A 24,744-nucleotide genomic window follows, 5' to 3' on the forward strand; every position below is an offset into this window, starting at 1 on the left:
TCGCAAAAGACCGGCGCTGATCTATTCTTTTATCCATGATCATCGCTTCAAGCTCCGCGTCGCGAAGATGTGCAGTGTATTTCAAGTATCTCGAAGCGGCTATTATGAATGGACTCGGCGCAAGAAGAGTAACCGCGCCAAACGCCAAGAACAAATGGACAAGCAGAGCCGGCGGATCTTTCTGGATTCAAGACGTCTTACCAATCTATTGACAGAGGTTCAGAGAAAACAGTGGCACATCTGCTGGACAGTCAGGTTTACAAAAAGAGGGGCATCGGACTGATCTATACAAACAAACGCTTGAAACAAATATATGGCCATGGTTTGACCATTCAGAGCAAGCCGAATCAAGGAACTACTGTTTCTTTTATAATACCAAAATAAACAATCAAGTTAGCAACCATAACGGATTTGTACGCCACAAAAGAACATGGTGTCAAATGGGAGGGGCGTTCAGCCCCCCCCAACCTCTGGCACCGATCCGCTGCAGTGTCTTGGCCATTCGATTGCGTTACACCAGCGTTTTTTACAGTCACGTACGTGCCACCGCTTGTTCATCAAACGTCCAATAATAATTCAACACAAAATTAAGTGGCGGGACGATAGCCACGACGCAAAGTTGCCCAATCAAATATGACCAATGTAGCAAATCGACCGTAACGAACACGATCGCTGTATTCATGATCAGCCCGTTTGCGGAGACGATCGCATACTTTATAAACGCCGATCGGCCCATCCCTCGCGTACCAAATGTCCACCGTTGGTTCATGAAGAATGAGATGATCAGTACAATGATGAATCCGATGGCGGAACTGATAATCGGATTGCAGCCCCACCATTCGACAAGTAGGATCAGTACCGAAAAGTGTAACAACGTGCCCAATACGCCAACTACCCCATACTTCACTATTTTTGTACGCATATGAGTTCATTCACAATTTCTTCGGTCTCTTCGGTTATTTTAGCCGTGATGCGTTCTCTGACAACGTACCGTGGTCGATGTTTCGTTTCATTATAGATGGCGGATATATACTCGCCGACAATACCCAAGCTAACCATAATCACACTGCCGATCATCAATTGCAGCAAAATAACAGTTGTAAAGCCTGTTACCGCTTCGCCAACGAGTTTACGGTACAAGGTTTGTGCGCCCAACACAATAGCCCCGCATAGAAATAATGCGCCGGCAAAGTTGACGAATCGTAGAGGCAATGAAGAGAATGAAGTCACCGCTTGTACGGCCAGCTTAACCAAGCTCACCAAGCCCCAACGACTCGTACTGCCAATCCGTTCCGGAACCTCGAACTCAATCTGTGCTCTGCTGAAGCCTAGCCAAGCGGTCATCCCACGGAAGAAGGTGTTCCTCTCGGGCATGTCTCTCCATGCTTGGATGACCTTCCTATCCAGCAGCTTAAAGTCGGAAGCGCCGTGCAGGTCAAAACCAGACATGCGATTTAGCATCAAGTAAAACAAGGCTGATCCCCACTTTTTTTGCAATGGTTCCTTGCCGCGGCTTCGTTTCACACATTCCACAATTTCATAGCCCTCAACCCGCCACTTATGCACCATTTCTGAAAACAAAGCAGGCGGATGCTGCAAATCCGCGTCCATGACAATGACGGCATTGCCGTTTGCCTGCTCCAAGCCGGCGCACAGCGCCAGCTCCTTGCCGAAATTCCGGCTCAAGCGGATCGCCGACAACTCTTCGAAGCGCCGACAGCATGCTTCAATCCGCGTCCATGTCCGATCCTTTGAACCGTCATCGATAATTAGCATCTCGAACCGTTCGCCCAGTTGCAGCATATGGCTGCGGATCAAAGTGAGCGCTTCATCAATATTAGCTTCCTCGTTATATACGGGAACAATGATTGTTATTTCAGGATTCATGCTCTATCACATCCGCTTTTTTCTTTACTTTATAAATACGCCAGCGCCCGCCATGCTCATTGCCAAATTCCTTGTATAATTCACACCATTCCGCACCGCGTTCATAGAACTGAGGGTATAATCTGTTATCGGCGCTTAATGCGGAGCTGCTGTCCGGTTTCGGACTCAAAATGTAATCGACACCGCTTGCTCGCGGATCATCCAGCGATTCTCGAAAGTTAGCATCACTTGTAATGATAAATCGGCTTGGCTGGTCACTGTTGAGAATAACATTATAAGCCGAATAAGAATCCATTAGGATCGTGTCCTTATTTAATTCACTGTCCAAGTATCGTGCCACTTGCCGATCGACGTCCATCTCCGCAGCATGTTCATAGGCATGCAGCATTTTATTTTCGTCTGGCGCAACTTCAGGATTGAACAAAGCACCTGTCAGAACTACCACTGACAGAATAAGCGAAGCAAGAATGATGGAACTATTCAACCAAGACCTTCTCACTTTACTTAGCTCATAAGGAAGCCATGCCACCGTAATGGGGAACACATACATAAAATATCGGAACCAGCCAAATGAAGTTCCCTTTACTATCAGTAAATATTGTAAAGCCACGATCGAGGAGACCATACCCAATAAACCTACTAATTCCCATATCTGCCATCTGCGGTTGACGATGCGAAGCAACACCACACCGAACAATGGGATCGAGAAGTACAGCATTTTACCCAATACGAACACGAAGCTATTCCATGGATGACCAATCAGATGCTGAAACTTGAGATCCGTTGCCAACACCGCAGATTGCTCCACATTGGAATACTCAGAGTTCAAGAAATAGAACGGGTTCCCCATGATGATGTAGTTCAGGAACACCCATAGCAAACCAGAATAGACAATCGGCGACCAGACGAGAGTTAACGCGCTTTCCGCTTGCTGATACTTATCCTTCGCCGGAGTTTGTTTCTCCGCTTTATTTTTTTTCAAGCGATAGAGCAGGGCAAGCACGACGACTAAGCCTACGCCAATCGCGAAAGGTACCGCTTCGTACCGTGTCCAAAACGCCAGTGCCAGCGACAAAGAGAGCTTTAGCAAATTGCCAACATGCCGATCCTTCATCCAATAAGTCAAATGAATGACCGCATGCATCGTGAAAAAGATAAAGGGAGCATCACTTAGTCCGTTCATGCCAAACAAAAACATAAAGGGATTAAAAGCAAACAATAAACTGATACCTACGCTTACCCAGCGTGAAATCCCGTGATAGTCACCCGCTCGCACAAGCAGAGAGGCTGTAAACCCGGCGAACAGGCTGGACATAAGCACGCCCGCTAAGCCTGACGAGGCTAACGCAGGAAATAACGGATAAAACACTAAAAAAATGATTTCGACCAGACTCGGCAACGGGTTCCAAATAAACCCGATCGCTCCCAAGTGCGGATCACCGCTATATAGCACGTAGAACGCGTTAGCTACCCTGCTTATGGCGTCGGTATGCATATAACCGATCTTATGGCTGACATAGTAGCCGACGATGAATTCAGTTACCCATACAACAGCAAATATTGCCCAATACAAGGAGCGTGACTTATGTTCTTCCGCCGCTGCAGTCGATCGTTCTCTCTTGAAATAAGGTATGGAAACTTCCGACATGCTTACACGCCCCTCTCTATTGTTGCTTCCGCAGGAGCGGATGGCGCTCCCGTTAAACCGTGTGTCGTTTTTTCCCAGTAGAATGGTTTCGTAATGAGCTGCCACAGCGCTTTATATGCGGCCGCACTCATCAACACCCAATAGAGCGGCGTCAGCAAGGCGTATTTGACAATCCCGTATGAAAAGATGCGCTCTTTTTTACGCTCAAGTTCCTCAATCACCCAATATACGCCTGCCACATTACTAAGAACGAACAAGAAATTTCCGATTATAAATTGAATCGCAGCCATGTAATAAATGATGCCTGGAAAAAACTTCGGCACGAACTCCATTTCCCACCCATACCAGAGAATGAGCAACGTCCAGAAGATCGGATTGATCAGCGGGAGAATCGGAGTTGACGCAACCAAGGCTTGAAAGCCAAAAAAACCTTTGGGACCGATTTCCTTCCATAATTGAACCGGGTTGCGCATATGGACAAGCCACGTCTGCATGTATCCCTTAATCCAACGCGAACGCTGCCTAATCCAATTACCCACGCGGCTATTGGCTTCCTCCCAGGTTCGCGAATCGACAACCACGGTCATATAGCCCTCTTTGTATAGCCGGATGCCAAGGTCAGCATCTTCCGTCACGTTATATGGATCCCATGCATTCAGCTCCTTTAATACTGCTGTTTTGAAATGATTCGAAGTTCCACCTAACGGAATAGGATAATTAAGCCGCATAATTCCCGGCAGCAGAAGTTCAAACCACATGCTGTATTCATGAGTAAACCACCGCGTCAACATGTTTTGATCACTATTGAAATAATTCAATTTCGCTTGAATGCATACAACATGCTCCGGACTCTGCTGGAAAGAGAGAATAACTTTCTTCAATTGATCAGGATCCGGTCGATCTTCCGCGTCATAGATAACCACGTACTCTCCCCGTGCGCGGATCAAGCCGTAATTACATGCCTTCGGTTTGGTTTTAGGCAAGCTGTGCGGTACGATCAGAACCGTATAATAGGCTGGCAAATCCATGTTTTGCAGAAGCTCCTGCGCCTCGATATCGTCTTCTTCAATTAATAAGCGAACATCCAGCTTAGCCTTCGGATAATCCAACCGTTCCAAGTTCTCCAGCAGATGCGGGATGACTTCACTTTCTTTATACATAGGTACCAGAATGGTGTAAATCGGGAGTTCTTTCTCGTCCACCGCAAGCACCTCTTCTTCCGTAAAGCGAAGCTGCGCCGTGCTTTTGGTTCCTTTTAAAATAATCGCAAACTTAAACACAGACATGACAAAATAAACGACTTGAACGATGATATTCAATACGATCAACGTAACGAACCAATTCCAGATCAGCCCCGCGATAATCACCACCGCAAGCAAGCAGAGTCCCCACAGTTGCGGCGTCGTGAATGTAATATGCGCCGAGTTCCCCGGATTCTCCTCGATCAACTTAGCCGTGCTTGCCTGCATCAATTCCGGTTCGTATACAGCCTTCCAGAAATCCTCCATTTCTTTGCGTGTCGCGAGCACCTGCTCAATCGGCGCCTCCACAATCGCTTCCAAGTCGACGATTTTCGCTTCTGTCAGAGGCGCACCAACGGCAATAAGATAACGATTCGGCATTTTATTGATCATAATCGCGTCATAAGCTCGCGCTGTCGCCTCAGGTAATCTCGCTTCGTGCTCAAAGGAAAATTCCTTGCCAATCCGCCCGATCTGCTGTTGGGTGGCAATCTCGCGGTAGAGCCTGTCCGGTTCAACGAACTTGAGTGATAACAAGATGTCACCCAATTTACCCCCGCTTTTTCTTTGGAACTCAAGCGCTTGTTCGAGTTGCTTCTCCGTGATCGCTCCGGACTGTACAAGCATTTCACCAATCCGTCCCTTGCTCTGGTTGCGCTCCGTCAGCTGCTGGATAGTGTGTGGACTGACGTCATAGAGTTCTGACACGACGTCACCCAGTCTGCCTCCATATTGCTGCTGCCGTTCAACCGCGTTGCGAAGTTGCTCGTTCGTAATCCAACCTTCGCTCACGAGCAGCTCCCCAATCCTTCTTGAAGGTTGAGGTGTCTGCAATTCATTCTGCTCCACCTGCTCATCTTGAATGCTCTTCATTCTATTGCACCTTTCTCGATGTTGTTCAAAAAGCCACGTTATGATCACGCATTTCGATTTGAATAACAATCAGATCGACCGCGGTTATCGCTTTGATGCTATGGTTCGATCCGGGAGGAATTTGAATCGCATCACCCGCTCTGGCCGTGAAGCGTTTGCCGTCAATACTGACCTTCGCTTCCCCGCGGATAAGCGTCCACAGTTCACTCCGCTGATCTTGCTTCTGATCGCTCATCTGTTTACCCGCATACATATGGACTCGTTTCGTCACCGAGCCGTGTTCCCCCATCGGTTCTCCCAAATGCAGAATCGTATACCAGCCATATAACGCTTCCTTATACATGGGGGGCATCGATAGCGTCTGGACAACTTGCTTCAGCCCAGTGCTTGCTGCTTTATCTGTGATGAGAATCCCATCTGGAGAAGCCACAATTACCGCATCGGTTATCCCTAGGGCAACAACGGGGATATTAAGCTCATTGATTACATGCGTATTGAGGCAATCCTTGCTGACATATCCCTTTCCATACATCGGTTCTTTCATTTGTTCCGTCCATTCGTTCCAAGTACCCAGATCGTTCCACCGGCCTGCAAACGGCTTGACAGAGATTTTCTTCTCTTTCTCTACCACTTCATAGTCAAAGCTATTTTGCGGCAACCGTTCGTATTGAGCGATTAAGTCTTCGTATGAAGTCGGCCATCCGTTCTGTTCCAAAATGCGCAGCACATATGACAAGCGAAACGCGAATACACCGCAATTCCATAGAGCGCCATGCTTAATCCACTTTTCTGCTTCCGCAGCGGGCGGCTTCTCAATGAAACGCTGAACTTTGCGTAATGATTGTTGCATGCACGGATCAGGTACCGGGATAATGTAGCCATATTTCTCGGCAGGATAGGAAGGTTGTATGCCCATTAAAGCCAAGTTGTCCTCGGCATGGGCCAACCCGTTCGCAAGTGCGCGCAGCTCGGCAAAATAATCGTCATCAACATCAACATCGACAGGCATCACCACGATAACTTCGTCCTCTGCTGTATTCAGCACGCCTTGTAAATAAGTGCACGCCAATGCAATCGCTGGAAACGTATCGCGACGCTCTGGCTCCAGAACAAGCGGCACATCTTGATCAAGTTGGGTGAGAAGCAATTCTTGCTGTCCCCGACCGGCCGCAATAACGGCTGATTGCTGTAAGCCCGCCTTTTTAATCTGCTTCCATACTTTTTGCAGCATGGAAAAACGCATTTGATCATTTTCCTCATTCGAATGATTCACTCTAATAAATTGCTTGGAACGGCTATCATTGGATAACGGCCACAACCGTTTCCCGCTGCCGCCGGATAACAAAACTAATTTCATCTCCTAGCCTTCTCCCATCCTACAATCTTTGTCGACTAAACGAACGATTTGTAAATAATTAGGTCTTTTCGACTAAGACTATCTTAGCGCCTATTACTGAACATTTTCTGAACAAGGGAATATTGAATCAGAATCCACGTCATGAAGTGGTAATTTCCACTGGAACACAATGCGTTATGAGACATTTGGAAACCGATATTTCGAGTTCAGATGACAGCGTATATATGGACGAGACAAAGGCAGGACTGATACTGGGGGACAGTGAGGTTAACGGAAAGAGTGGCATTGGACTGCTCAATACAGATAAACGCATAAAACAGATGTAGGCCATGCATGGTATGAGCCATATAAGTAGAACTGCATTGTTTTTCGCGATCATTTCTGCGGGTGACGTAAGCTCCATTGGAAAACATGCAGCAGAATGTGTGGATGAAACGGAGTACCGGCATGCAGGCTATATTTTGTACAATGGATCCGGCTGTTTGGCGGCGTTCGGTGCGGAGGGAGTGCCAAACCATTGGATCATTTCCAATGAAACCGGCCGCAAGACGATATACGTCTCTGTTTCATTGGACAGAATCCAACGGATAAGGCAAAAGATCCCCTACCTCCTTGCCTGCCACTTCTCTTCAAGGATAAAAGGACCGCATGGCATTATAGCCCGACTGGTGTGCGTAATTTCAACTAGCTGACCTATGTAAAAATGCGAGCCCTCGCCCGCAAGTTCAAGAAGCAAGGCCAACCGCTTCCTTTGCTACTCTTCAGGTGTCATGGGTTTAGGCTTATTTGCAGCTGTTTGATGTCCTAACTCTACCTTACTGGGTAAATTATCTGCTGATAAATAAGCGTTAACAATATCAGGAACATATTGGATTGTCATTCTTATTCCATCCTGCACTTGTTTCTCTATTTCTTCTCTGCATTTAATTAGATCGATTAGATCATTCTGATTGTCATTATTCCATTTGTATATTTGCCTTCTTTTTGTAATTACAATCTCTATTCTATACCCATGTTCGTCCTTACTTTGTAATTCACATATGAACCAATCGGAATCAGCAGTTATTACTTTTACGTATTGACCTTGATAGTCTTCAAGATTAGGCATACTTTGCCCCCCTTTATAATCTTCAATTGCTTCCGCTACTATCTTTTTCATATCCTCTAAATCGGCCAACTTCCTAACCATATATGTCCATAATTCTCGGTTTTCTTCTATTAAATAAAATAACCCTTCTGCATCTGTTTCTTCCATTAATCGTAACTTCACTCGTTTTCCTACTAGTTCCATATTGTAATCCTCGCTTTATAGTTAGAATTGAATAGATGTGTCAACTCTGTCAGTTTCACATTGCTTCTCAAACTTCTTATTTAAAGCCGCGAGAAGTTCCTCTTTTTCATCAAGAAAAGTGAGTTCTATGTATTCGCTAAGGTCGGATCGTTCGAGGTAATAGCGTCTTTCCTTGATTGATTCGTCGATGAACGACATTAGCTGATTATCGTTCTTTAACACATGGATATACGAGATGATTTGGTTGTCTATAAAATCTATTATTTCTCCAAACTGTTCAATTGTTATGCCATACACATTGCATGAGTGATTTACTTTCAATACTGGTTCCGAAGCTTGCTCTTCGCGCCGCTCTATCTCATCAAAGGCGCAACTCCGTCTTTATCAATTTCAATATAAACGGTCAGAGAAGGCTCTTCTCATATTCATGCATCGCCCACATGACTGCTGCTCCTCTTTGTACAAAATAAAAGCAAATGCAATTTTGTTTGTCCATTGAGTAACACTGTGCACTCCCTTATTATGGACATTGTGATAATAAGAATCATTATCTCTTTACTATATAATGTTATTGGGGGAAGCAAAATAATGAAACAAGCAAGAAGAATCACTGCTGTTTTATGCATAATTGCACTAATGGGGACTATTCTTTTGGCTTGCAGCCGTGATTTGGATGAACCATCCAACGCTGTGGGAACTAACGACGTGAATACTACTCAGAACGGTGCCTCCACCGCTGCGGGACAAGCCGGCAAAGAAACGGCGTCGAGTACACGCAAGTTTACAGATTATAAAGGTCATGAAGTGGAGATCTCCACTTCACCACAGCGCGTCATTTTTGTCGGTGAGACGTTCGGAGATTTGGTGGCTCTTGATGTAAATGCTGTCGGAGGCGGATTTATAAAAGATTATGTATTTGAAGAGCAGGTGAAAAATACGGAGGATATCGGCTTTCCGATCAATTTAGAAAAAGCGCTAGGACTTAATCCAGACCTGATCATTACGGGGAATACAGATGAGAAGGAATACGAACAGCTTGTCAAAATCGCTCCTACGGTAATGTTCGATACTTTCGCACCATTGGAAGAACGCATGCCATTACTGGGAGATCTGCTTGGGAAGAAACAGCAAGCGGAAAATTGGCTTACTGAATACCATACCAAAGCCGAATCCATGTGGAAGCAGCTTCATGAGGAGGAAATAGAACCGGGAGAGACGGCTTCTGTCTTTACTTATTATCCTGGCGATCGGCTGTTTGTCATGGCACGAACGGGGCTTTCACAAGTATTGTATGATCCGAATGGCTTCCAGCCTGCCGGTATGATTCAGGATGTGCTGGACGCCAATAAAGGATTTGAGCAGATCTCCGCAGAACTTCTGCCGGAATATGCCGGAGATCGGATTTTCATTCTTAACGCAGTCGATGAAGAGGCGCAACAATCGACAGAGGAATTAATAAAGAGCAAAATCTGGCTCGACCTGCCTGCTGTTAAGAAAGGTCATGTCTATACTATCAATATTATTAAAGCAAGCAGTGATGCATCCACAAGAGAATGGTTGTTGGAGGAATTGCCGCGAATGCTGAAAAAATAAGTTTTTGTCACGCTTGATGAATAGAACGGATCAGGAAGCTTTTCAAGCTGTCATTGAAAAGCTTCTTTGTTTTTTATACAATAGAATTCAATTGATAATAATTCTCAATTGCGAGAGGAGGCACATAGATGGTTCATCACAAATCGACTTCCGTTCCACTCCGCTCCCTGCTTTTTCACCTGTCAGACATTCATTTAGATATCCGGCCAGTCGGATGGAAATCTGATGAACAAACGGCTGAGCTACATACTCTCTACATATTTACTCACGGAAAAGGCAGCTTGCATATTAATAACGAGCAGTATCATTTGTCGGCCGACAAATACTATATGCTCTCACCCGGAGCAGCACTTCAAATTAAAAATGAAGCAAACACTCCCCTCCGTTTTTATCAAATTACGTTTGCCGTCATCCGAGTCGGGAATCCTCGGCATGAGACATATGCAGAAGACATTATTCCGGGACGCTATGAATTTGCAGTGTATCCCTTTGCACGATTCATTCGACTGATAGAAGGGTTATATGCCAACAAACACAACATCTCTGATATTGAATGCTTTCAGCAGCACCTTCGTTTTCAAGAGCTGATGGGCTTATTGTTCGAGCATAACTTGCGTTTTTCGGATCAGTCGTTTATTTCGGCCCTGTCGGTTGAGAACACCATTCAATATTTGCAGAACAATTTCATGCACAAAATAACGGTCAAACAGCTTGCACAATTAGCAAACGTGCCTCTTTGGCAGTACACTCCTATTTTCCATAAATTAACTGGCAAAAAGCCGCTTGACTACTTAACCGAGCTGCGCATTAACCGTTCCAAAGAATGGTTGCTGTGTTCAGAAGAGCCACTGCGCGAGATCGCCCATCGGGTCGGTTTTACAGACGAATATTACTTCAATCGCCGTTTTCGTCAAACGACTGGTGTCACTCCCAGACAATATGCCATCGCCATGCGCCACAGCGTTCGCGTCAAAGATTGGACCGGCCATGAGGTCGCCATTCCCGCTCAGCCCAAACGTATCATCTTCCATAGTGAAACGTTTGGTGACTTGCTCGCTCTTGGCGTTGAAGCAATCGGCGGAGGGTACTCTTGCATCGCTCAATCCTTATTTGAAGATCGGGTCCGCAACGTGCAGGATGTAGGTTTCCCGATGAATTTTGACAAATTAATCGCGCTAAAACCAGATTTGATAATCTTCTCAAACGCCGACGAAACCCAATATCAAAAAATCTCGAAAATCGCCCCTACCGTAACGTTTAACTCCTTTGCGCCGCTCGACCAGCGTCTGCAAACGCTCGGCGATTGGCTCGACCGTAAACAAGAGGCTGAACAATGGCTGAATGTCTATCATGCTAAAGCCGTCGCCATGTGGAAGCAGCTTCGCTCTGAGCTGAGTCCTGGGGAAACGGCATCCGTGTTCATCTTTGATCATGGTAAGCGCCTGTTTGTTATGGGGACAAGCGGATTTTCTTCCTCGCTGTACCACCCGCTTGGCTTTCAGCCAGCAGATAAGATTCAGAAGGTGCTAGACTCGGGCGATGGATTCATGGAAATCCCGACAGCGAGCTTACCTGCTTATGCTGGTGATCGGATCTTCATGCTGCTACCTGAGAATGCGGTGTCCCGGCAAGCGGCAATGGACTTGATGAATGACTCGCTCTGGCACAATCTCCCCGCTGTGAAAAATGGTTATGTGTATATCGTTGAAGCAAATGAGTGGAACTATGGAGATGCATTAATAAGAGAGAAGGTCCTCGATATGCTTCCTAATTTGCTGCGCAGAACTCCATAGAAAACAGGTTATTTACAGTATCCTCGACAGGGGCATCCAGAGAGATGCCCTTGTGCGCTCGAAGCTGCTCTTGGTAAGCTGAAAGCCTACTTAACGATGAGCTTGATAAAAGGCCTGCAGCCTCTTCATTAACTCTTCCTTTAAACCCGATTTCGTGTCCACATTGATATAGGACTGCGGCGCAGTAAAATGAAAATCGCTTCTCAATTCCTCTAATGATAAGGGCTGAATTTCTCGTATCCACAAAATTTTACATTGAAAATTGCCGGCAGAAGCGATTATCGATATCTTTGCTCCTACAAGAGATTATACTTCACCTACTCCTTTGCTTCACTCTCCCCGCCATTCAGAACAGCATACCATCCCCCCTGCATGCGAATAAATTTTAATAGTAGCTTGAAATGCGAACGTTAGTTCTATATAATGAATATAAGAACATTTGTTCCATATTTAGGTCTATAAACCACATTGCGAGGAGGATGTCTTCATGGAAGCATTGCAATCTATTGATACATTGGAAGAGTTACAGCGTCAGTTTCATTCCGAATCTTCTTGCGTCTCTTTTCTATATAAGCTGAAGTGGCCAAAGGGCTTTGTCTGCCCACGCTGTCAGCATGCCCATGCCTACGTCATCCGAACACGCAGGCTTCCACTGTACGAGTGCCGCGCTTGCCGCCATCAGACATCTCTCATCGTCGGCACGGTCATGGAAGGCAGCCGCACGTCTTTACAGAAGTGGCTCACAACATTCTGGCTTGTCTCCCGTTCCGATATCGGCATCAACGCCGTCCGGCTTAGCTCGATTATTCAGGTGACATACAAAACTGCCTGGTTGATGCTGCGTAAGATCCGGGCTTCAATTAGCCGCGCCGACACCGATCGGCCGCTGGCAGGGGTGGTTCATGGGTTCGTGGCCTTCTATGGCAGCCATCCATCAAGACAGCTCAACCCGCGGGAATGCCCGCTAATCGTCGCCGAATCTGTCACACTAGACGGACAAACGGGTGAACTTAAGATGAAGCTTGTCGAGCCGACTCGCCTCTCCGACAAGCTGCTGCTTCGTTCCGACTGTGATCAATTCGCCGAATTGCATGTTGCCAAGACGGCTACCGAGACATCCATCACCCGACACAACTGTCGGGTTCGCCGCAAAAACCCCTTATATCAATCCTTCAAAAGGGCATGGCATTGGATGAACGACACCTTTCACGGGATAGGCGCTAAATATCTTCAGGCATACCTGGATGAATTTTGCTTTCGATTCAATAGCTCTCTCCATCATACGTCCGCTTGGGAGCAACTATTGTGCTTATGCGTGGCCGTGCTTTCCCCTGCCTGGGCTGCTTCTTACGACCGAAATGACGCCCCCTTAGTTTTAGGCGCTACGACAGCGGCATGACCAAGTTGATTGCGCTGCACCTTGCGAACTATTATTTCGAAGGCGTATTCACACATTATTAATCTGCTCTGTTCCAGCATTTTTCGGCTGCCGTTTTTGCTACGCCGCTCTGTATGTTGAAAATTTTTTTTGGAAATGATTATTTTCAGGCACAGTCTTCTGGCTATACATATCGAAAGTGAAAAAATAAGTACGGACGGTACATCCTATACCACCTTATGTAGTTTCTGAACTAAGGGGATAGTGGAACTAAGCATTAAAAGAAAAGCTCCTATCTTGAACATGATTCGTCGTTCCCCCTTTCTCCTTGCTAAGCTAACACACGCAACACATCGTCAATCTTCTTGCCATTGGCAATGACGCCATTGTTCATCCACGTCAAGAAGTCAATCTCATACACGCGGTGATTGCGCACAGCCGGAAGCGAACGCCATCTAGGATCCAGCAATTGAGCTCTTTCCGCGCCATCCTCTACGTCATGTCACTTGTCAAATGTGAAGAACAGATGATCAGCATCCAGCTCGGAGAGCCTTTCCTATGGTACACTCCTTTTCTCGGTTTTACCTGTCAATTGGCTGACAAGCGGATGCGGCTCCATGCCCAAATTCCGGTATAATACAGACCCCGTATATTCCAGATACACACTGATGCAATCAGCCGATACCCGCAGGAAAGCAAACGTCTGTCCTTTCACCGAACGGGACAGCGCTGTTCTGAATCGTTTCAACTGCTGCATTGCTTCATTCTCTCGTTCCATCAGAAGGCGGACGTCCAAGAACAACTCTAGTACATCGCTATCTATCATGAATTGCCGCTATATATATGTGTTGGTATATGCAACTGCATGCAGCTTGTTCTCAACGCTATCCCCTCCTGACTGTGTGGGAGAATGGAGCTAAGAGCATTGACCATTGAACGATGCGGAACAATGCCATCTCTTCGCGTTCATAACGACATCTCTACTCTTGCTTTTATACAAATTCCTTTCCGGGAAGGCTCTCTTTCAATTCTCAATTCTTGCCCAGAATAATATTGCCCGCTACCCCCGGCATAGAAAGACTTCATGATAGCGATCTACCATGAAGTCTCACTTTATACTTTTTAGTTGTCCTTGCTTAGTTATGTGTTACTACTGCACCGGAACCTCCGTACATATCGAGTTCACCTTCAAGTTCAAGCTTCAGAACGGTTACATGTTCATGTGCATCTTCTGGTGTCATATGAATCCAAGTTGTTCCTGGAATGTTGAACCAAGGCACGCCACCATGAATTTCATGGGTAAGCTCTTTGCCAGAGTGAAGCACTGTAATTTTCTTGATTTTGTTCGATAACCCTTTCAAGCAGACGCACTCTTTAGGATCGTCGTATACAAATAGATAAAGTGACTGTTTATCTTTAGATACCGTACTGCCGCCTAAGTAGTATCGTGTATGAATCCCCTCGGTTGTTCCAAATACCGCTTCTTCATGAGTACTAATCCATTTGCCAAGCCCTAATAAAATATCTTCTTGTCTCTTATCTACCGTGCCATCTTCCATAGGTCCGATATCCAGCAGCATGTTGCCGCCCATCGTGATGCAGTCACAGAACATTCGAATGATTTGTTTCAACGATTTATATTCGTTATCTGCCGGTTGATATCCCCAGGAGCTATTGATGGTCGTGCAGAATTCCCATGGGCCTTCCGGTCGTGTTATCGGTATCCCCTGCTCCGGAGTTTTATAGTCTCCATGACCTTGAAGTCGTGAGTTGATAATAATCTCTGGATTGAACGATTGAAGATAGTGCTTGAATTCCGGTAGATTCCACTGTTCGGCGCTTCTTTCCCAGTCACCGTCAAACCACAGCAAATCTACTTTTCCATAGTTGGTTAACAGTTCTTTTAATTGATTGTTGTTAAATTCAAGGAACCGTTTCCATTTCTCCTCGTCTTGAACGCCGTCTACTGGACTGGAGAATTTATTGACCTTGCTCAGATCCTCCGGCACCTTGCCGCCCTCATATACACTCGGATAGTCTGGATGTGACCAATCAATTAAAGAGTAGTACATCCCCAGCTTAATCCCTTTTTTGGTTATCGCTTCGGCATACTCTTTTATCAGGTCTTTTTTGGCAGGCGTCTTTTTCACGACGTTTAAGTCGGAATATTGGGTATCCCATAGAGCTACGCCATCATGGTGCTTTGTTGTTAACACGGCGTATTGTGCCCCTGACTTTTCAATCAGATCGGCCCATTTGTCTGCATCGAAGTTCTTGGCTGTAAAGCCATCTAATTGCTTCATGTAATCTTTGTGAGATATTCTTCCGTTATAGAAAGACCAAGATTCTGCTATCCCATTGACCGCATAAATACCGTAATGAATGAAAATGCCTAACTTCGCTTCTTCAAACCACTGTTGCACCATGTTGTGTGTCCTCCTTGAGTATGTTCTAGCTTTACTTTCTTATGTCCGAGCAATAATGTCAATAGAAAAAACCGTTTTCATTAGAACATTGGCGATTATTCACAATCATTCCGCCTGCTTCTACTCCATCTCGTCATTAAGGAGAACCATGTGGATATGATCTTCCCATTTCCCATTTATCTTCAAATATTTCTTTGCTGCGCCTTCATTATGGAATCCAAGCTTTTGAACTACTTTTATAGACGCCGTATTTCTGGGCATGATATTGGCTTCAATTCGATGCAGCTGCAAGATGTTGAACGCAAATTCAATCATATGTTTGATTCCCTCGGTCATATAACCTTTGTTTCTCTCTTGTTCGTCGATTCGATAACCTAAATAACAGGATAGGAAGCCTCCTTTTACAATATTGCTCAGTGTAATAGAGCCAATTATTCTTTCAAGCTCATCTAATTTATACATCCATACTCTAACTAACTGTCCTCTTTCCATTTGTTGAATGTCTTGATGAATAAGGTTCTTTTGCGCTTCCAGCGTATAGTAATCGGGAGCTCTGAGAATTTCCCATTCCTTTAAAAATTCCTTATTTCGTTGCACATAATCCAACACTTGGATCGCTTTAGATTCATCAATGGATGTTAGCTTTAATCTTGAAGTGACTAACTCAAGCTTCATGTTCAACCTCCTTCATGCTTTGTGTCGCATGTAATTGTTAGTTCAGATCAGAAATATTTTACTATATTATTCCTTCTTATGAGTAGGTTTATTATGTATTCTTTTGAACAGCAAAAAGAGCCTTCTGTTCCTGAACAGAAGACTCCTCGAAAAATAATGATGTGGTTCAGTTTACTTTTTGCTTCCTCCACGAGCATCTCGGCGACTTTTTCTACTTGGTTTTTCACCGCAATCGGATCGTAAGGCCAGAAGTAGTCCCCATCCAGATCGTATATGCGGTTATTTTTCACAGCTTTCAGTGATTGCCAAAAGGAACCGCTCCGCTCAAATTGCCCGCCTGCAAGGCGCCATCGACGACGCTGTTCGCGAAAGTCCGTCCGAATTCTCTGCACAATTGTTTGTCAGAGGCGGAGGGAGTCAGCTCTACTTTCAAGCCATCTTGAACGATGTCACCTCCCAATTCCCGCAGCCTATCGATGAGAATATCAACCGCTTTGCCAACCTCCGGGTAGCTTGAATCGCATGAGCCGAACACAGCCGCTTTCTTGCCAGACAGATCGAGCTCTTCCATTTCATCGTAAAAATCAAGGAATTCGTTCGGCAGTTCCCCATCCCCCCAAGTATAGGCACCCAACAATATTCCGTCGTAATCTGTCAGGTCGGCCGCGTATGCATCCATAACGTCCATCACGGTCAGGTTCCCTTCTGCCTCACGAACCCCTTTCGCAATCGCATCGGCCATCTCTTCGGTATTCCCGCTCATGCTGGCAAAAATCAAAATGATCTTTGGCATCATCATTCCACCCTTCATTTTCCCGCCAATGATCACATGGCGCTTTATTTGATATTGATAATCATTATCATCATATATTCAAACTTTATCTTATGTAATGCAATTACGCAATCCTAAAATTAACCCCATTCAGTGATATAAATTGCTGCTGAGCGGCCCTTCACTCATAACGCCAAGCATAAGGCGCAAAAAGTCAACCGAAGAACGATAATGTTCCGCTTGCGGATGGACGGTGTAGGCTGCGCCATTCAGCAGAGAGCACACTTCAATTTTTTCTGGCAACCTGTGAAAAGCTTCATGAGCGAATACGATGGCAAGATGAATAAAAGCTTTAAACACTTGCGGCTCATCAGCGATAACATATTTTCGAACGACGAAGGACGCGTCCGAGCACTCAGCCATTTGCAGTGTCATTGACAGGGTTGCTCCCAATTCCGCAGCTTGAACGGTAAGAGTCTCCCCCAACAGCAGCAGCGACTGACCGGAGGATTCACTTGTCAAATATTCACTCAAATTGTAAGATACCGAACGTTTGATTAGAACGTAATGTTGTTCCGATTGGAATCGCTCCCATTCTTGTGTCCAATACCTATCTACATCGTGAATGACGGAAGCCGGTGTTCTTATCTCAGGGGCACGGGCATAATACGCATGCACGATCTTATTGACAGATGCTTGAGCTGCATTTATCCAGCTCGATTCGTGAGAATTCCGGCACTTGCGAAAATAACAACGTCGGCAGCGGACAAACCGTTCTAATTCATCGTCACTTAACCGCTCCTTACATACCGGTTTTCTCGGCAATAACATGGGCTTCCTCCTTAGCTGTTCGATTTATATGATAATGATTATCATTATTATTAATAGTTCTATTTTATTACAATCCACACATAGCTTTCAACCCGAAAACTCAATCCGGGTTTACACAGCAAAAAACACAGGCGGACTGCTGCCTGTGTCTATAATCCCTCGGGAAACATCTGAACCAGCCTCACAACATCAGCTGCTTTTCATATAAATTTGCGCTCCAGCCTTCTCCAACGACAGTTTTTTGAAAAACAAATCCAGCCTCCTTATAATATTGATTCAGTCCTGTATTTTCGGTCATGCAGTCCAATCTGAAAAATCGCTTTCCTTCCCTTCTTACATATTGCTCAGCCCATTCCAATAGCTTGTGTCCCATCCTCATCCCGCTGTATGTTCTGCTTACCACCAACCGGTGCAAGTAACCTGATTCCTCATTATCTAGCTCTTGCCATATCGGTTTGTCGTTCCATTGGATCGAAAAACATCCGATTCCGGTCTGACCCGCTAAGGCTACAAACACTTCTTTTTCTTGCATGAAGTTCTCTATATATTCTTTTGTGAAAGTGTGCTCACTCCACAGCTTAATGCCTCTTGCGACTCTCCAGCGGGCAGCTTCAACATAGAGCTCTTGTAAAATGCCAACGTGATCGGCATTCGCTCGTTTGATCACAAGATTAGAACCAGTTTCATTCAAGGTTGTCACCTTTAACATTCACCTGCCTTAATGATGCTTAAGGATGTATTCATTGCAAAAAAAGCGGGTCCTTCCCTGGCTTGGGAATAATGAACGAGATCGAAGTTCCTTCCCCGGGTTTGCTTGCAATGGACAAGCCTTTGCCATACAGTTGCTTTAACCTCCGATCCGTATTTAGCAATCCGATTCCTCTATCGCTGCGTTGCGTGCTGTCCAGCAAATTTCGCACCTTTTCCTCGTCCATGCCTGCACCGTCATCCGATATCGTAAAGGCCCAGCAATTGCTGTCATCCGTGATGTGGATACGAACGGTTCCGCCTTTGCGTTGGCTTAGAATTCCGTGTTTGACGGCATTTTCGACGAGCGGCTGGATGGTGAGGGGAGGCAATTGCAACCGGATGTCCAGTTCTACCTCCCAGACAATATGTAATCTATCCTCAAATCGTTCCTTCTCGATGTACAGATACGAACGGACGAGTTCAAGCTCGTGCTCGAGCGGAACAAGCTGTTCCGAGTTCCAGAAGTCGAAGCTGATTCGCAGAAAAGAGCTAAAAGCTTCGACCAGCTTTTGCATTTTGTCCGTATCTATAGTGCTTAACGCCATAATCGAGTTCAACGTGTTGAACAAAAAGTGAGGTTGAATTTGAGCTTGCAGATAAGCAGCTTCGATACGCAGACGTTCACTGACAGACTGCTTCAACGTGGCTAATGCCCGGACGCGGTATTTCAATTCCAAAGCGTCGACCGGTTTGGTGACATAATCGTTGGCGCCTGACAAAAATCCGGAATACACGTCTTCCGGCTGATTCCGTGCCGTCAGCAGTAAAATCGGCAGCTCGGCAATCGAGAATCGCTCCCGCACAATCCGAGCCAATTCATACCCGGACATATGAGGCATCATGACGTCTGCAATTATCAGATCCCATTGCTCGGCATCCAGCATCCCGACGGCTTCTCTCCCGGATACCGCTGTCCCGATATCATACTGTTCCGTAGACAAAATGTTGCATAAGACCTTCAAATTAACGGGATCATCATCAACAGCCAATATTTTCATTGTGTCTGTTGCGGTACTTTGGCTAGTATCCGGCAGGACGGACCATAGTTCAGGTGTGGCTGCGTTATGCAAGACTAGTACCTCGTCAGAGTCATCTAATTCCGGGACCATTGCTGCCGCTTCCTCGCGACGGAGGGACTCGTTGGACAACGGAAGCGTAAAAGTGAATTCCGAGCCTTCGCCCGGTGTCGAGCGAACCGTCAGCTTCCCGCCATGCAATTCCACCAGTTGCTTGCAGATGCTCAGTCCGAGCCCGATACCTCCACCGGTGCCAATTCCGGGCATTCCTTGCTCATAAGGCTGAAAAACTCGGCTTTGCGTGTCCTCATCCATCCCAATCCCTGTATCCGATACATGAATGACCGCTCGGCCGCCCTTTGTTTCGGCTGAAATGGAAATGGTACCCTCTTCCGTAAATTTAACTGCGTTATGCAGCAGGTTGAACAGAATTTGAACAAGCCTTTTCTCATCGGCCATAACATGGGGGAACGATTCCGGTATATCCATGCTGAACCGAATCGGCTTGCCTTCCGTCATAAATCCGAGCATGTCCACAACCCCCGAAGCGACCGATTGCACGCGCAGATCAGCCGGTTGGAGCACGATCCTTTTCTCATTAAGCCGCGACAAGTCGAGCAAATCGTTCAGCATTTGCGACATTCGCCGGCTTATCGTAATGAGCAGTTCAAAATCTTTGCGGCTCTTTTCATTCATCGAGTGCCGCTCATTAGCCGCGATGGTGTGTGCAATGTTAATGATGCCGTGAAGCGGAGTTCTCAGCTCGTGCGAAGTATTTGCTAGAAATTCATCCTTCAGCTTGTCCGCTCGCAGAAGCCGCGCGGTAAGCTTGGCGTTTTGCTCGGCATGGCGATAATACCTTTTGAACCAAAAAGCCGAAAAACCAATGATTCCTGCAAAGATATCCCATGGATAGAAGGTCATGTCGACCCAATTGAAAGTCTGCACGATTCCCCAAATGATGCTGGATGTTAAGCTGACAGCCGCCATTAACAAAAATACGATGTCGATGTAATTTTTCAACAGCATTTTACCTATCACATATAGAACTGCCAAGACAGGAAAAAGATAAAAGAACAGGAATAACCATCCGCTGTAGATCACATACTGTACCGGCGAAAAGAAAATAAACGCAGTGTACAATCCGAGCGGGACATAAAACCAACGAAACGATTTATTGATTTCATGTTCGGGAATCAGGCTTGTTGTCAGCTTCAACATGAACAGCGATATGCCCAGATACGCCAACCATTTAATTTTGACTGCCCACGTGTAGTTAATCGGCAGCCAGATGAGCAGCAAAGTACTGTCGTCTGCAGCAACAGACAATGCTGAACATACGAGTAACAAAAACAGACAACTGAATACCTGCTGCCGCCTGTTGAAAACGTACATAATACCCGCATACAGGCCGTGCAACAGCAAAATAATAAAGGTAACCAGTTGAAAACCTATCGAGTACATCCACTCGGTGTCGATGGCCGCTTGCGATCCGAATCGGATCGACTGGACAATGCCTCCTTTTAAGGGATTGTCGAAGTTGGTTGCATGTACGATAATTTCAATTTCTCGCTGCTCCCCTGCTATGTACGAAACGGTATATGAGTTGGCTTTGGGCTTATAATTCTCGGCTTGCTCCGCAGGCGAGCCGAACTTGGCCAGCAATTGTCCATTCATGAATAGCATCGAGGAAGTCTGGATGTTACGAATCCAAAATCCGTAAGGTTGGTTCAAACGGCCCCCCGTTAGAATACGCAGTCTGTACGTGCCATAACCATAGGAAGAATCGCCCTTGTCTGACACAGAAGAGCGCCAATCTCCCGGAACTTTAACGTAAGATTGCGATGGAAGTGAAAATGCTTCGGCATCATTTTGCTCCAAAAACCTGCCCGGATAAAATTCCCACTCGCCATTCAACGCGATAGAACGTTGATTTTCAAATTCCCAATCGCGCAAATCCAACACGCCTTGAGCCGCTAGCGGGTGTTCCGGGGGCAGCTGAAAAGATAGCCAAACGAAGCGCAGGCCTGTAAGCGCGGCTAGCAATAGTCCTGCAATAAAAAATAATTTACGATTCGACATCATACCTTATAACTCGGCATAATCCTGCATCCCCCTATCGAAGTCGATGAGCCGTCATCATCGTTATCATTGTGGTCTGATTCAAAACCAAATTCAGTTCATGACGAATCGATTTTGGGCTAATAATGACGAATTGTCAACCCTAGTGCGGAGCTCAGCCTGACAATCTTCATGCACGGTTGTTTACCGCGGGTAGTTCATGCGCCTTTTGCCAAAAAAACAACCACCATAGGCCTTAAAGCGCTGACAGTGGTTGTGCCCGTTCCTATCCAGTTTTCAGCATTAATTTCCTTGTTTCTTCACATATCCCATCAGACCATGCAAGGTCCTCACGAACTCAGAACCTGACATGCGGCCTAATGCGCCATAAGCGCAGTCTATTTCATTATAAGACGTTACCCGATCTTTTCGGATACTGGGACCGTATATCACTACCGGAACCGGTTCGCCCGTGTGCTCCTTAACCTCACATGGTGTTGAATGATCCGCGGCCAAAGCCAAATATACATCTTCGGGCAAATGATTCGCGATTAACCCAACCATACGATCAAACTGTTCAAGAGATCGTGCCTTTTTAAAAGGTTCATTATCATGCCCCATTAAATCCGGAGCCTTGAGATGAACGTAGACGATATCATGATCAGCAATTTGCTCGAGCGCAAGTTTCGCTTTTAATTCAACGTCGGTATCTAAGCTGCCGGTCAGCTTTACGTCGGTGACCGCGTTATATCCAGCCAATTTGGCTGCCCCAAGAACCGTGCTTTCCGCAGCGATGCAGCTGCCGCGGAAATGCATATTCGCAGCAATGGGTTCCAATTGCGCCATTCGTCCAGCACCTCGGGTGAGAATGAAATTCGCAGGTGGATGTCCTTGCGCAATACGCTCTCGATTAATCGGATGCGATGCAAGAATCGAATGGGCTTGCTTAAGAAACAGGTTGACTGCAGTAGCGGTCCGCTTCGCTTCCACCGTATCGTCCCGTGCTTCAACGGGAAGATAGGCCTTCCCATCGTTCGGGGCTTTCGGGTCAGAATCGCTGATCTGATCGCTAAGACCATTGCCACGTATAACAAGTACGGCCCGATGTTCCGTTGCTGGCTTGAAATAAGCACGGATGCCTTCGATAATTTCCATGCCATTAAGCGCTTCGGCAAGCCCGGCCGTATTCTCGCGAATTCGCCCGGCACGACGGTCCAGGACAATCCCCTCATCATTGATCGTAGCAAAGTTGCAGCGAAGTACGACATCTCCGGGCTGGACTTCCATACCGATTCCCAGCGCTTCAATGGGTCCGCGGCCCGGATAATGCTCCGGTTGAAACCCGAATAATATCATATGTCCCATATCGGTGCCAACTGGAATTCCCGACCCGATTAAGTCCATCATACCGGTTATTCCTTCCGAGGCTAACCGATCTAAATTTGGAGTATGAGCATATTCCAACGGTGTTTTATGACCTAGCAGCGGATGCGGACGATCTCCTGATCCATCCGCAATCGCCATAATTACTTTTCTGTATAGCATACACGCACTCCTCTATCATTTGCTAGTCTAGCAATGTGTCTTATAATCGATATCCAAGAATTTGGAACCACGTAAATACGGAGAGACTAATGACTGCAGCACCGATAAAGCAGGTAACGACTGCATATTTCACTTGATCAAATACACTGAAATATCCAGTGGAAAAATAAATCGTATTTACTTTCGAATGTGGCGGCAAAGTGATCGTATAGGTTAAAGTCATGGCCGAAGCTAACGCCAGGGTAACAGGGTCCATGCCTAACGTTTTGGCAAGTGCGATAAAAGCGGGAATAAGGATCGTTGTCCGTACGGTCTTGCTCGTGAAAATTAAGTGACTGTACATGCTGATGAATATAACAACAACATAGACGAGCATATGATTCATTTGTTCCAGACCCAGACCATAGACGACTTTATTGATCATCCATTCCGCGCCTTTCGATTTCTCAAGCGCATTCCCGACGGCGTAAGCGCCTGCTGCAAAAATCATCAGATCCCACTTAATGTTAGCTTCCTTCCAGGTAAGCAATCCGATTCTTGGAAGCAAACAAAGCACACCTGCAATGACCGCCGTCATGTATACACTAATTTCAAAGCCAAACAAGGCCTTGTGATAATCTTCCGTTGCCCATAACAAAACAGTAAATAAGAAGATTGTCATTGCTTTTTTCTCATCAAGTGAGAATTTCTCCAGCTTCTTTAATTCTTCTTTAAGTTTTGACATCGCGCCTTCGAACTCCGCTTCCCCTTTAAAAGAGAAGAGCCTTAAACCAACGAAGAATGTAAGCAACATGGTAATGATGGCGGTTGGCATGGAGGCTGCTAACCAATCCATATATCCGATCGAGCCTCCGGCTTGCTCATTAATAAAACCAACGGCAATGATGTTCGCAGCTGTCGCAGTCATGACGCCGGAAGTGGCAATCGCATCGGCTTGAACACCTTGCAGCATCATTAATTTGCCGAAATTGCTTTTACCCGGTGTTGCTTTATAAATCTCTAACAAAATTAAACAGATCGGAACCATTAACGTTGCGCGTGCTGTCGTAGATGGAACGAAGAACGCGAGGGCAAAGTTGATGAAAATTAAGACAAGTAATGTTTTCTTTGGCGTCTGTCCGAATTTGGTTACCATCCATAATGCGAATCTCCGCGCCAAATTAGACTTAATCATGGCAGAAGTGAGAATAAACGCGGAGACCATGAGCCAAATGACATCAAATCCAAGCGTCCCAAATGCCGTCTTTTCTTCGGCTGTGCCGGATAAGCTCAAAATAATAATGGCGATCATGGAGGTTAAGTAAATAGGCAATGCGCCGCTAACCCATAGTATAAGTGCACTGGCGAAGATCGCAACCGCTTTTTGAGCCTGCGGTTCCATGCCTGCGGGCGTTGGCATGAACATCAGTACGAGAAACACAATGACCGCAAGCGGAATCCCGACTTTCTTAAATAACGCTTCAAAACGACCTTTCTTACCACCCGCCTCTGGTTTGTTTGGTTCCGTGGAATTGCCGCCTGATTTTAATGGCTTAGTAGTCATTAAATAATCCTCCCAAGATGATAAAGAAATGATTGCGTTTTCATTATAGCGAAGACTATAATTA

The 24,744-nt window shown here is 45.9% G+C and carries 19 protein-coding genes and 1 pseudogene; 4 read left to right on the forward strand and 16 right to left on the reverse strand.

Annotated features, from left to right (window positions below):
* A pseudogene (locus LQV63_RS28630) lies at positions 1 to 283 on the forward strand (hypothetical protein); the annotation flags it as partial.
* 249 nt (positions 284 to 532) lie between these two features.
* Here LQV63_RS28630 and LQV63_RS28635 read toward each other — a convergent pair.
* The 6 genes from LQV63_RS28635 to LQV63_RS28660 form a co-directional block, all read right to left on the reverse strand.
* Positions 533 to 922 (reverse strand): GtrA family protein, encoded by a 390-nt coding sequence (locus LQV63_RS28635; protein WP_233699261.1) that lies wholly within the window; start codon positions 920 to 922, stop codon positions 533 to 535.
* Entirely contained in the window at positions 907 to 1,887 is a 981-nt protein-coding gene (locus LQV63_RS28640) for a glycosyltransferase family 2 protein (protein WP_233699262.1), read from the reverse strand. Before LQV63_RS28640 ends, LQV63_RS28635 begins: the two co-directional genes overlap by 16 nt.
* Positions 1,877 to 3,535 carry a hypothetical protein gene (locus LQV63_RS28645; protein ID WP_233699263.1) on the reverse strand — a complete coding sequence of 553 codons (1,659 nt, stop codon included), beginning with the start codon at positions 3,533 to 3,535 and terminating at the stop codon, positions 1,877 to 1,879. Before LQV63_RS28645 ends, LQV63_RS28640 begins: the two co-directional genes overlap by 11 nt.
* Before the next feature lie 2 nt (positions 3,536 to 3,537).
* Positions 3,538 to 5,649 (reverse strand): glycosyltransferase family 2 protein, encoded by a 2,112-nt coding sequence (locus LQV63_RS28650; RefSeq protein WP_233699264.1) that lies wholly within the window; start codon positions 5,647 to 5,649, stop codon positions 3,538 to 3,540.
* 25 nt (positions 5,650 to 5,674) lie between these two features.
* A complete protein-coding gene (locus LQV63_RS28655; RefSeq protein ID WP_233699265.1) occupies positions 5,675 to 7,006 on the reverse strand; it encodes a sugar phosphate nucleotidyltransferase in 1,332 nt (443 codons plus the stop codon).
* 754 nt (positions 7,007 to 7,760) lie between these two features.
* Positions 7,761 to 8,297 carry a GNAT family N-acetyltransferase gene (locus LQV63_RS28660; protein WP_233699266.1) on the reverse strand — a complete coding sequence of 179 codons (537 nt, stop codon included), beginning with the start codon at positions 8,295 to 8,297 and terminating at the stop codon, positions 7,761 to 7,763.
* A gap of 588 nt (positions 8,298 to 8,885) precedes the next feature.
* Between LQV63_RS28660 and LQV63_RS28665 the strand changes: the two genes are divergently transcribed.
* The 3 genes from LQV63_RS28665 to LQV63_RS28675 all read left to right on the forward strand — a co-directional run bounded on the left by LQV63_RS28665 (position 8,886) and on the right by LQV63_RS28675 (position 13,082).
* On the forward strand, positions 8,886 to 9,890 hold the full coding sequence (locus LQV63_RS28665; protein WP_233699267.1) for an ABC transporter substrate-binding protein: 1,005 nt from the start codon (positions 8,886 to 8,888) through the stop codon (positions 9,888 to 9,890).
* Between the two features lie 128 nt (positions 9,891 to 10,018).
* The gene (locus tag LQV63_RS28670; RefSeq protein ID WP_233699268.1) at positions 10,019 to 11,683 is read left to right on the forward strand and encodes an ABC transporter substrate-binding protein; all 1,665 of its coding nucleotides are present in this window, start codon (positions 10,019 to 10,021) and stop codon (positions 11,681 to 11,683) included.
* 487 nt (positions 11,684 to 12,170) lie between these two features.
* Complete coding sequence (locus LQV63_RS28675; protein ID WP_233699269.1) at positions 12,171 to 13,082, forward strand: transposase; 912 nt, start codon at positions 12,171 to 12,173, stop codon at positions 13,080 to 13,082.
* A gap of 310 nt (positions 13,083 to 13,392) precedes the next feature.
* Here the strand turns inward: LQV63_RS28675 and LQV63_RS28680 are convergent, their stop codons facing one another.
* From LQV63_RS28680 to LQV63_RS28725, 10 genes are all read right to left on the reverse strand, one after another.
* Positions 13,393 to 13,530: a hypothetical protein gene (locus tag LQV63_RS28680; protein WP_233699270.1), complete on the reverse strand. Its 138-nt coding sequence runs from the start codon at positions 13,528 to 13,530 to the stop codon at positions 13,393 to 13,395.
* 87 nt (positions 13,531 to 13,617) lie between these two features.
* Positions 13,618 to 13,887, reverse strand: coding sequence for a hypothetical protein (locus tag LQV63_RS28685; RefSeq protein ID WP_233699271.1), 270 nt, complete (start codon positions 13,885 to 13,887; stop codon positions 13,618 to 13,620).
* A 310-nt stretch (positions 13,888 to 14,197) separates the two neighbouring features.
* The gene (locus tag LQV63_RS28690; protein WP_233699272.1) at positions 14,198 to 15,487 is read right to left on the reverse strand and encodes an alpha-L-fucosidase; all 1,290 of its coding nucleotides are present in this window, start codon (positions 15,485 to 15,487) and stop codon (positions 14,198 to 14,200) included.
* A gap of 120 nt (positions 15,488 to 15,607) precedes the next feature.
* Positions 15,608 to 16,162 carry a GNAT family N-acetyltransferase gene (locus LQV63_RS28695; protein ID WP_233699273.1) on the reverse strand — a complete coding sequence of 185 codons (555 nt, stop codon included), beginning with the start codon at positions 16,160 to 16,162 and terminating at the stop codon, positions 15,608 to 15,610.
* 295 nt (positions 16,163 to 16,457) lie between these two features.
* Complete coding sequence (locus LQV63_RS28700) at positions 16,458 to 16,955, reverse strand: flavodoxin (RefSeq protein ID WP_233699274.1); 498 nt, start codon at positions 16,953 to 16,955, stop codon at positions 16,458 to 16,460.
* Positions 16,956 to 17,084: 129 nt separating this feature from the next.
* On the reverse strand, positions 17,085 to 17,765 hold the full coding sequence (locus LQV63_RS28705) for a cobyrinic acid a,c-diamide synthase (RefSeq protein WP_233699275.1): 681 nt from the start codon (positions 17,763 to 17,765) through the stop codon (positions 17,085 to 17,087).
* A 181-nt stretch (positions 17,766 to 17,946) separates the two neighbouring features.
* Positions 17,947 to 18,465 carry a GNAT family N-acetyltransferase gene (locus LQV63_RS28710; protein ID WP_019424417.1) on the reverse strand — a complete coding sequence of 173 codons (519 nt, stop codon included), beginning with the start codon at positions 18,463 to 18,465 and terminating at the stop codon, positions 17,947 to 17,949.
* Positions 18,466 to 18,505: 40 nt separating this feature from the next.
* Positions 18,506 to 21,616 (reverse strand): hybrid sensor histidine kinase/response regulator, encoded by a 3,111-nt coding sequence (locus tag LQV63_RS28715; RefSeq protein ID WP_233699276.1) that lies wholly within the window; start codon positions 21,614 to 21,616, stop codon positions 18,506 to 18,508.
* A gap of 279 nt (positions 21,617 to 21,895) precedes the next feature.
* Positions 21,896 to 23,137: a 2,3-bisphosphoglycerate-independent phosphoglycerate mutase gene (gene apgM / locus LQV63_RS28720; protein WP_233699277.1), complete on the reverse strand. Its 1,242-nt coding sequence runs from the start codon at positions 23,135 to 23,137 to the stop codon at positions 21,896 to 21,898.
* A gap of 40 nt (positions 23,138 to 23,177) precedes the next feature.
* The gene (locus LQV63_RS28725) at positions 23,178 to 24,680 is read right to left on the reverse strand and encodes an SLC13 family permease (RefSeq protein WP_019424414.1); all 1,503 of its coding nucleotides are present in this window, start codon (positions 24,678 to 24,680) and stop codon (positions 23,178 to 23,180) included.
* Between the last annotated feature and the right edge of the window lie 64 nt (positions 24,681 to 24,744).

The organism is Paenibacillus profundus, assembly GCF_021369635.1.
Classification (GTDB): Bacteria; Bacillota; Bacilli; order Paenibacillales; family Paenibacillaceae; genus Paenibacillus_B; species Paenibacillus_B profundus.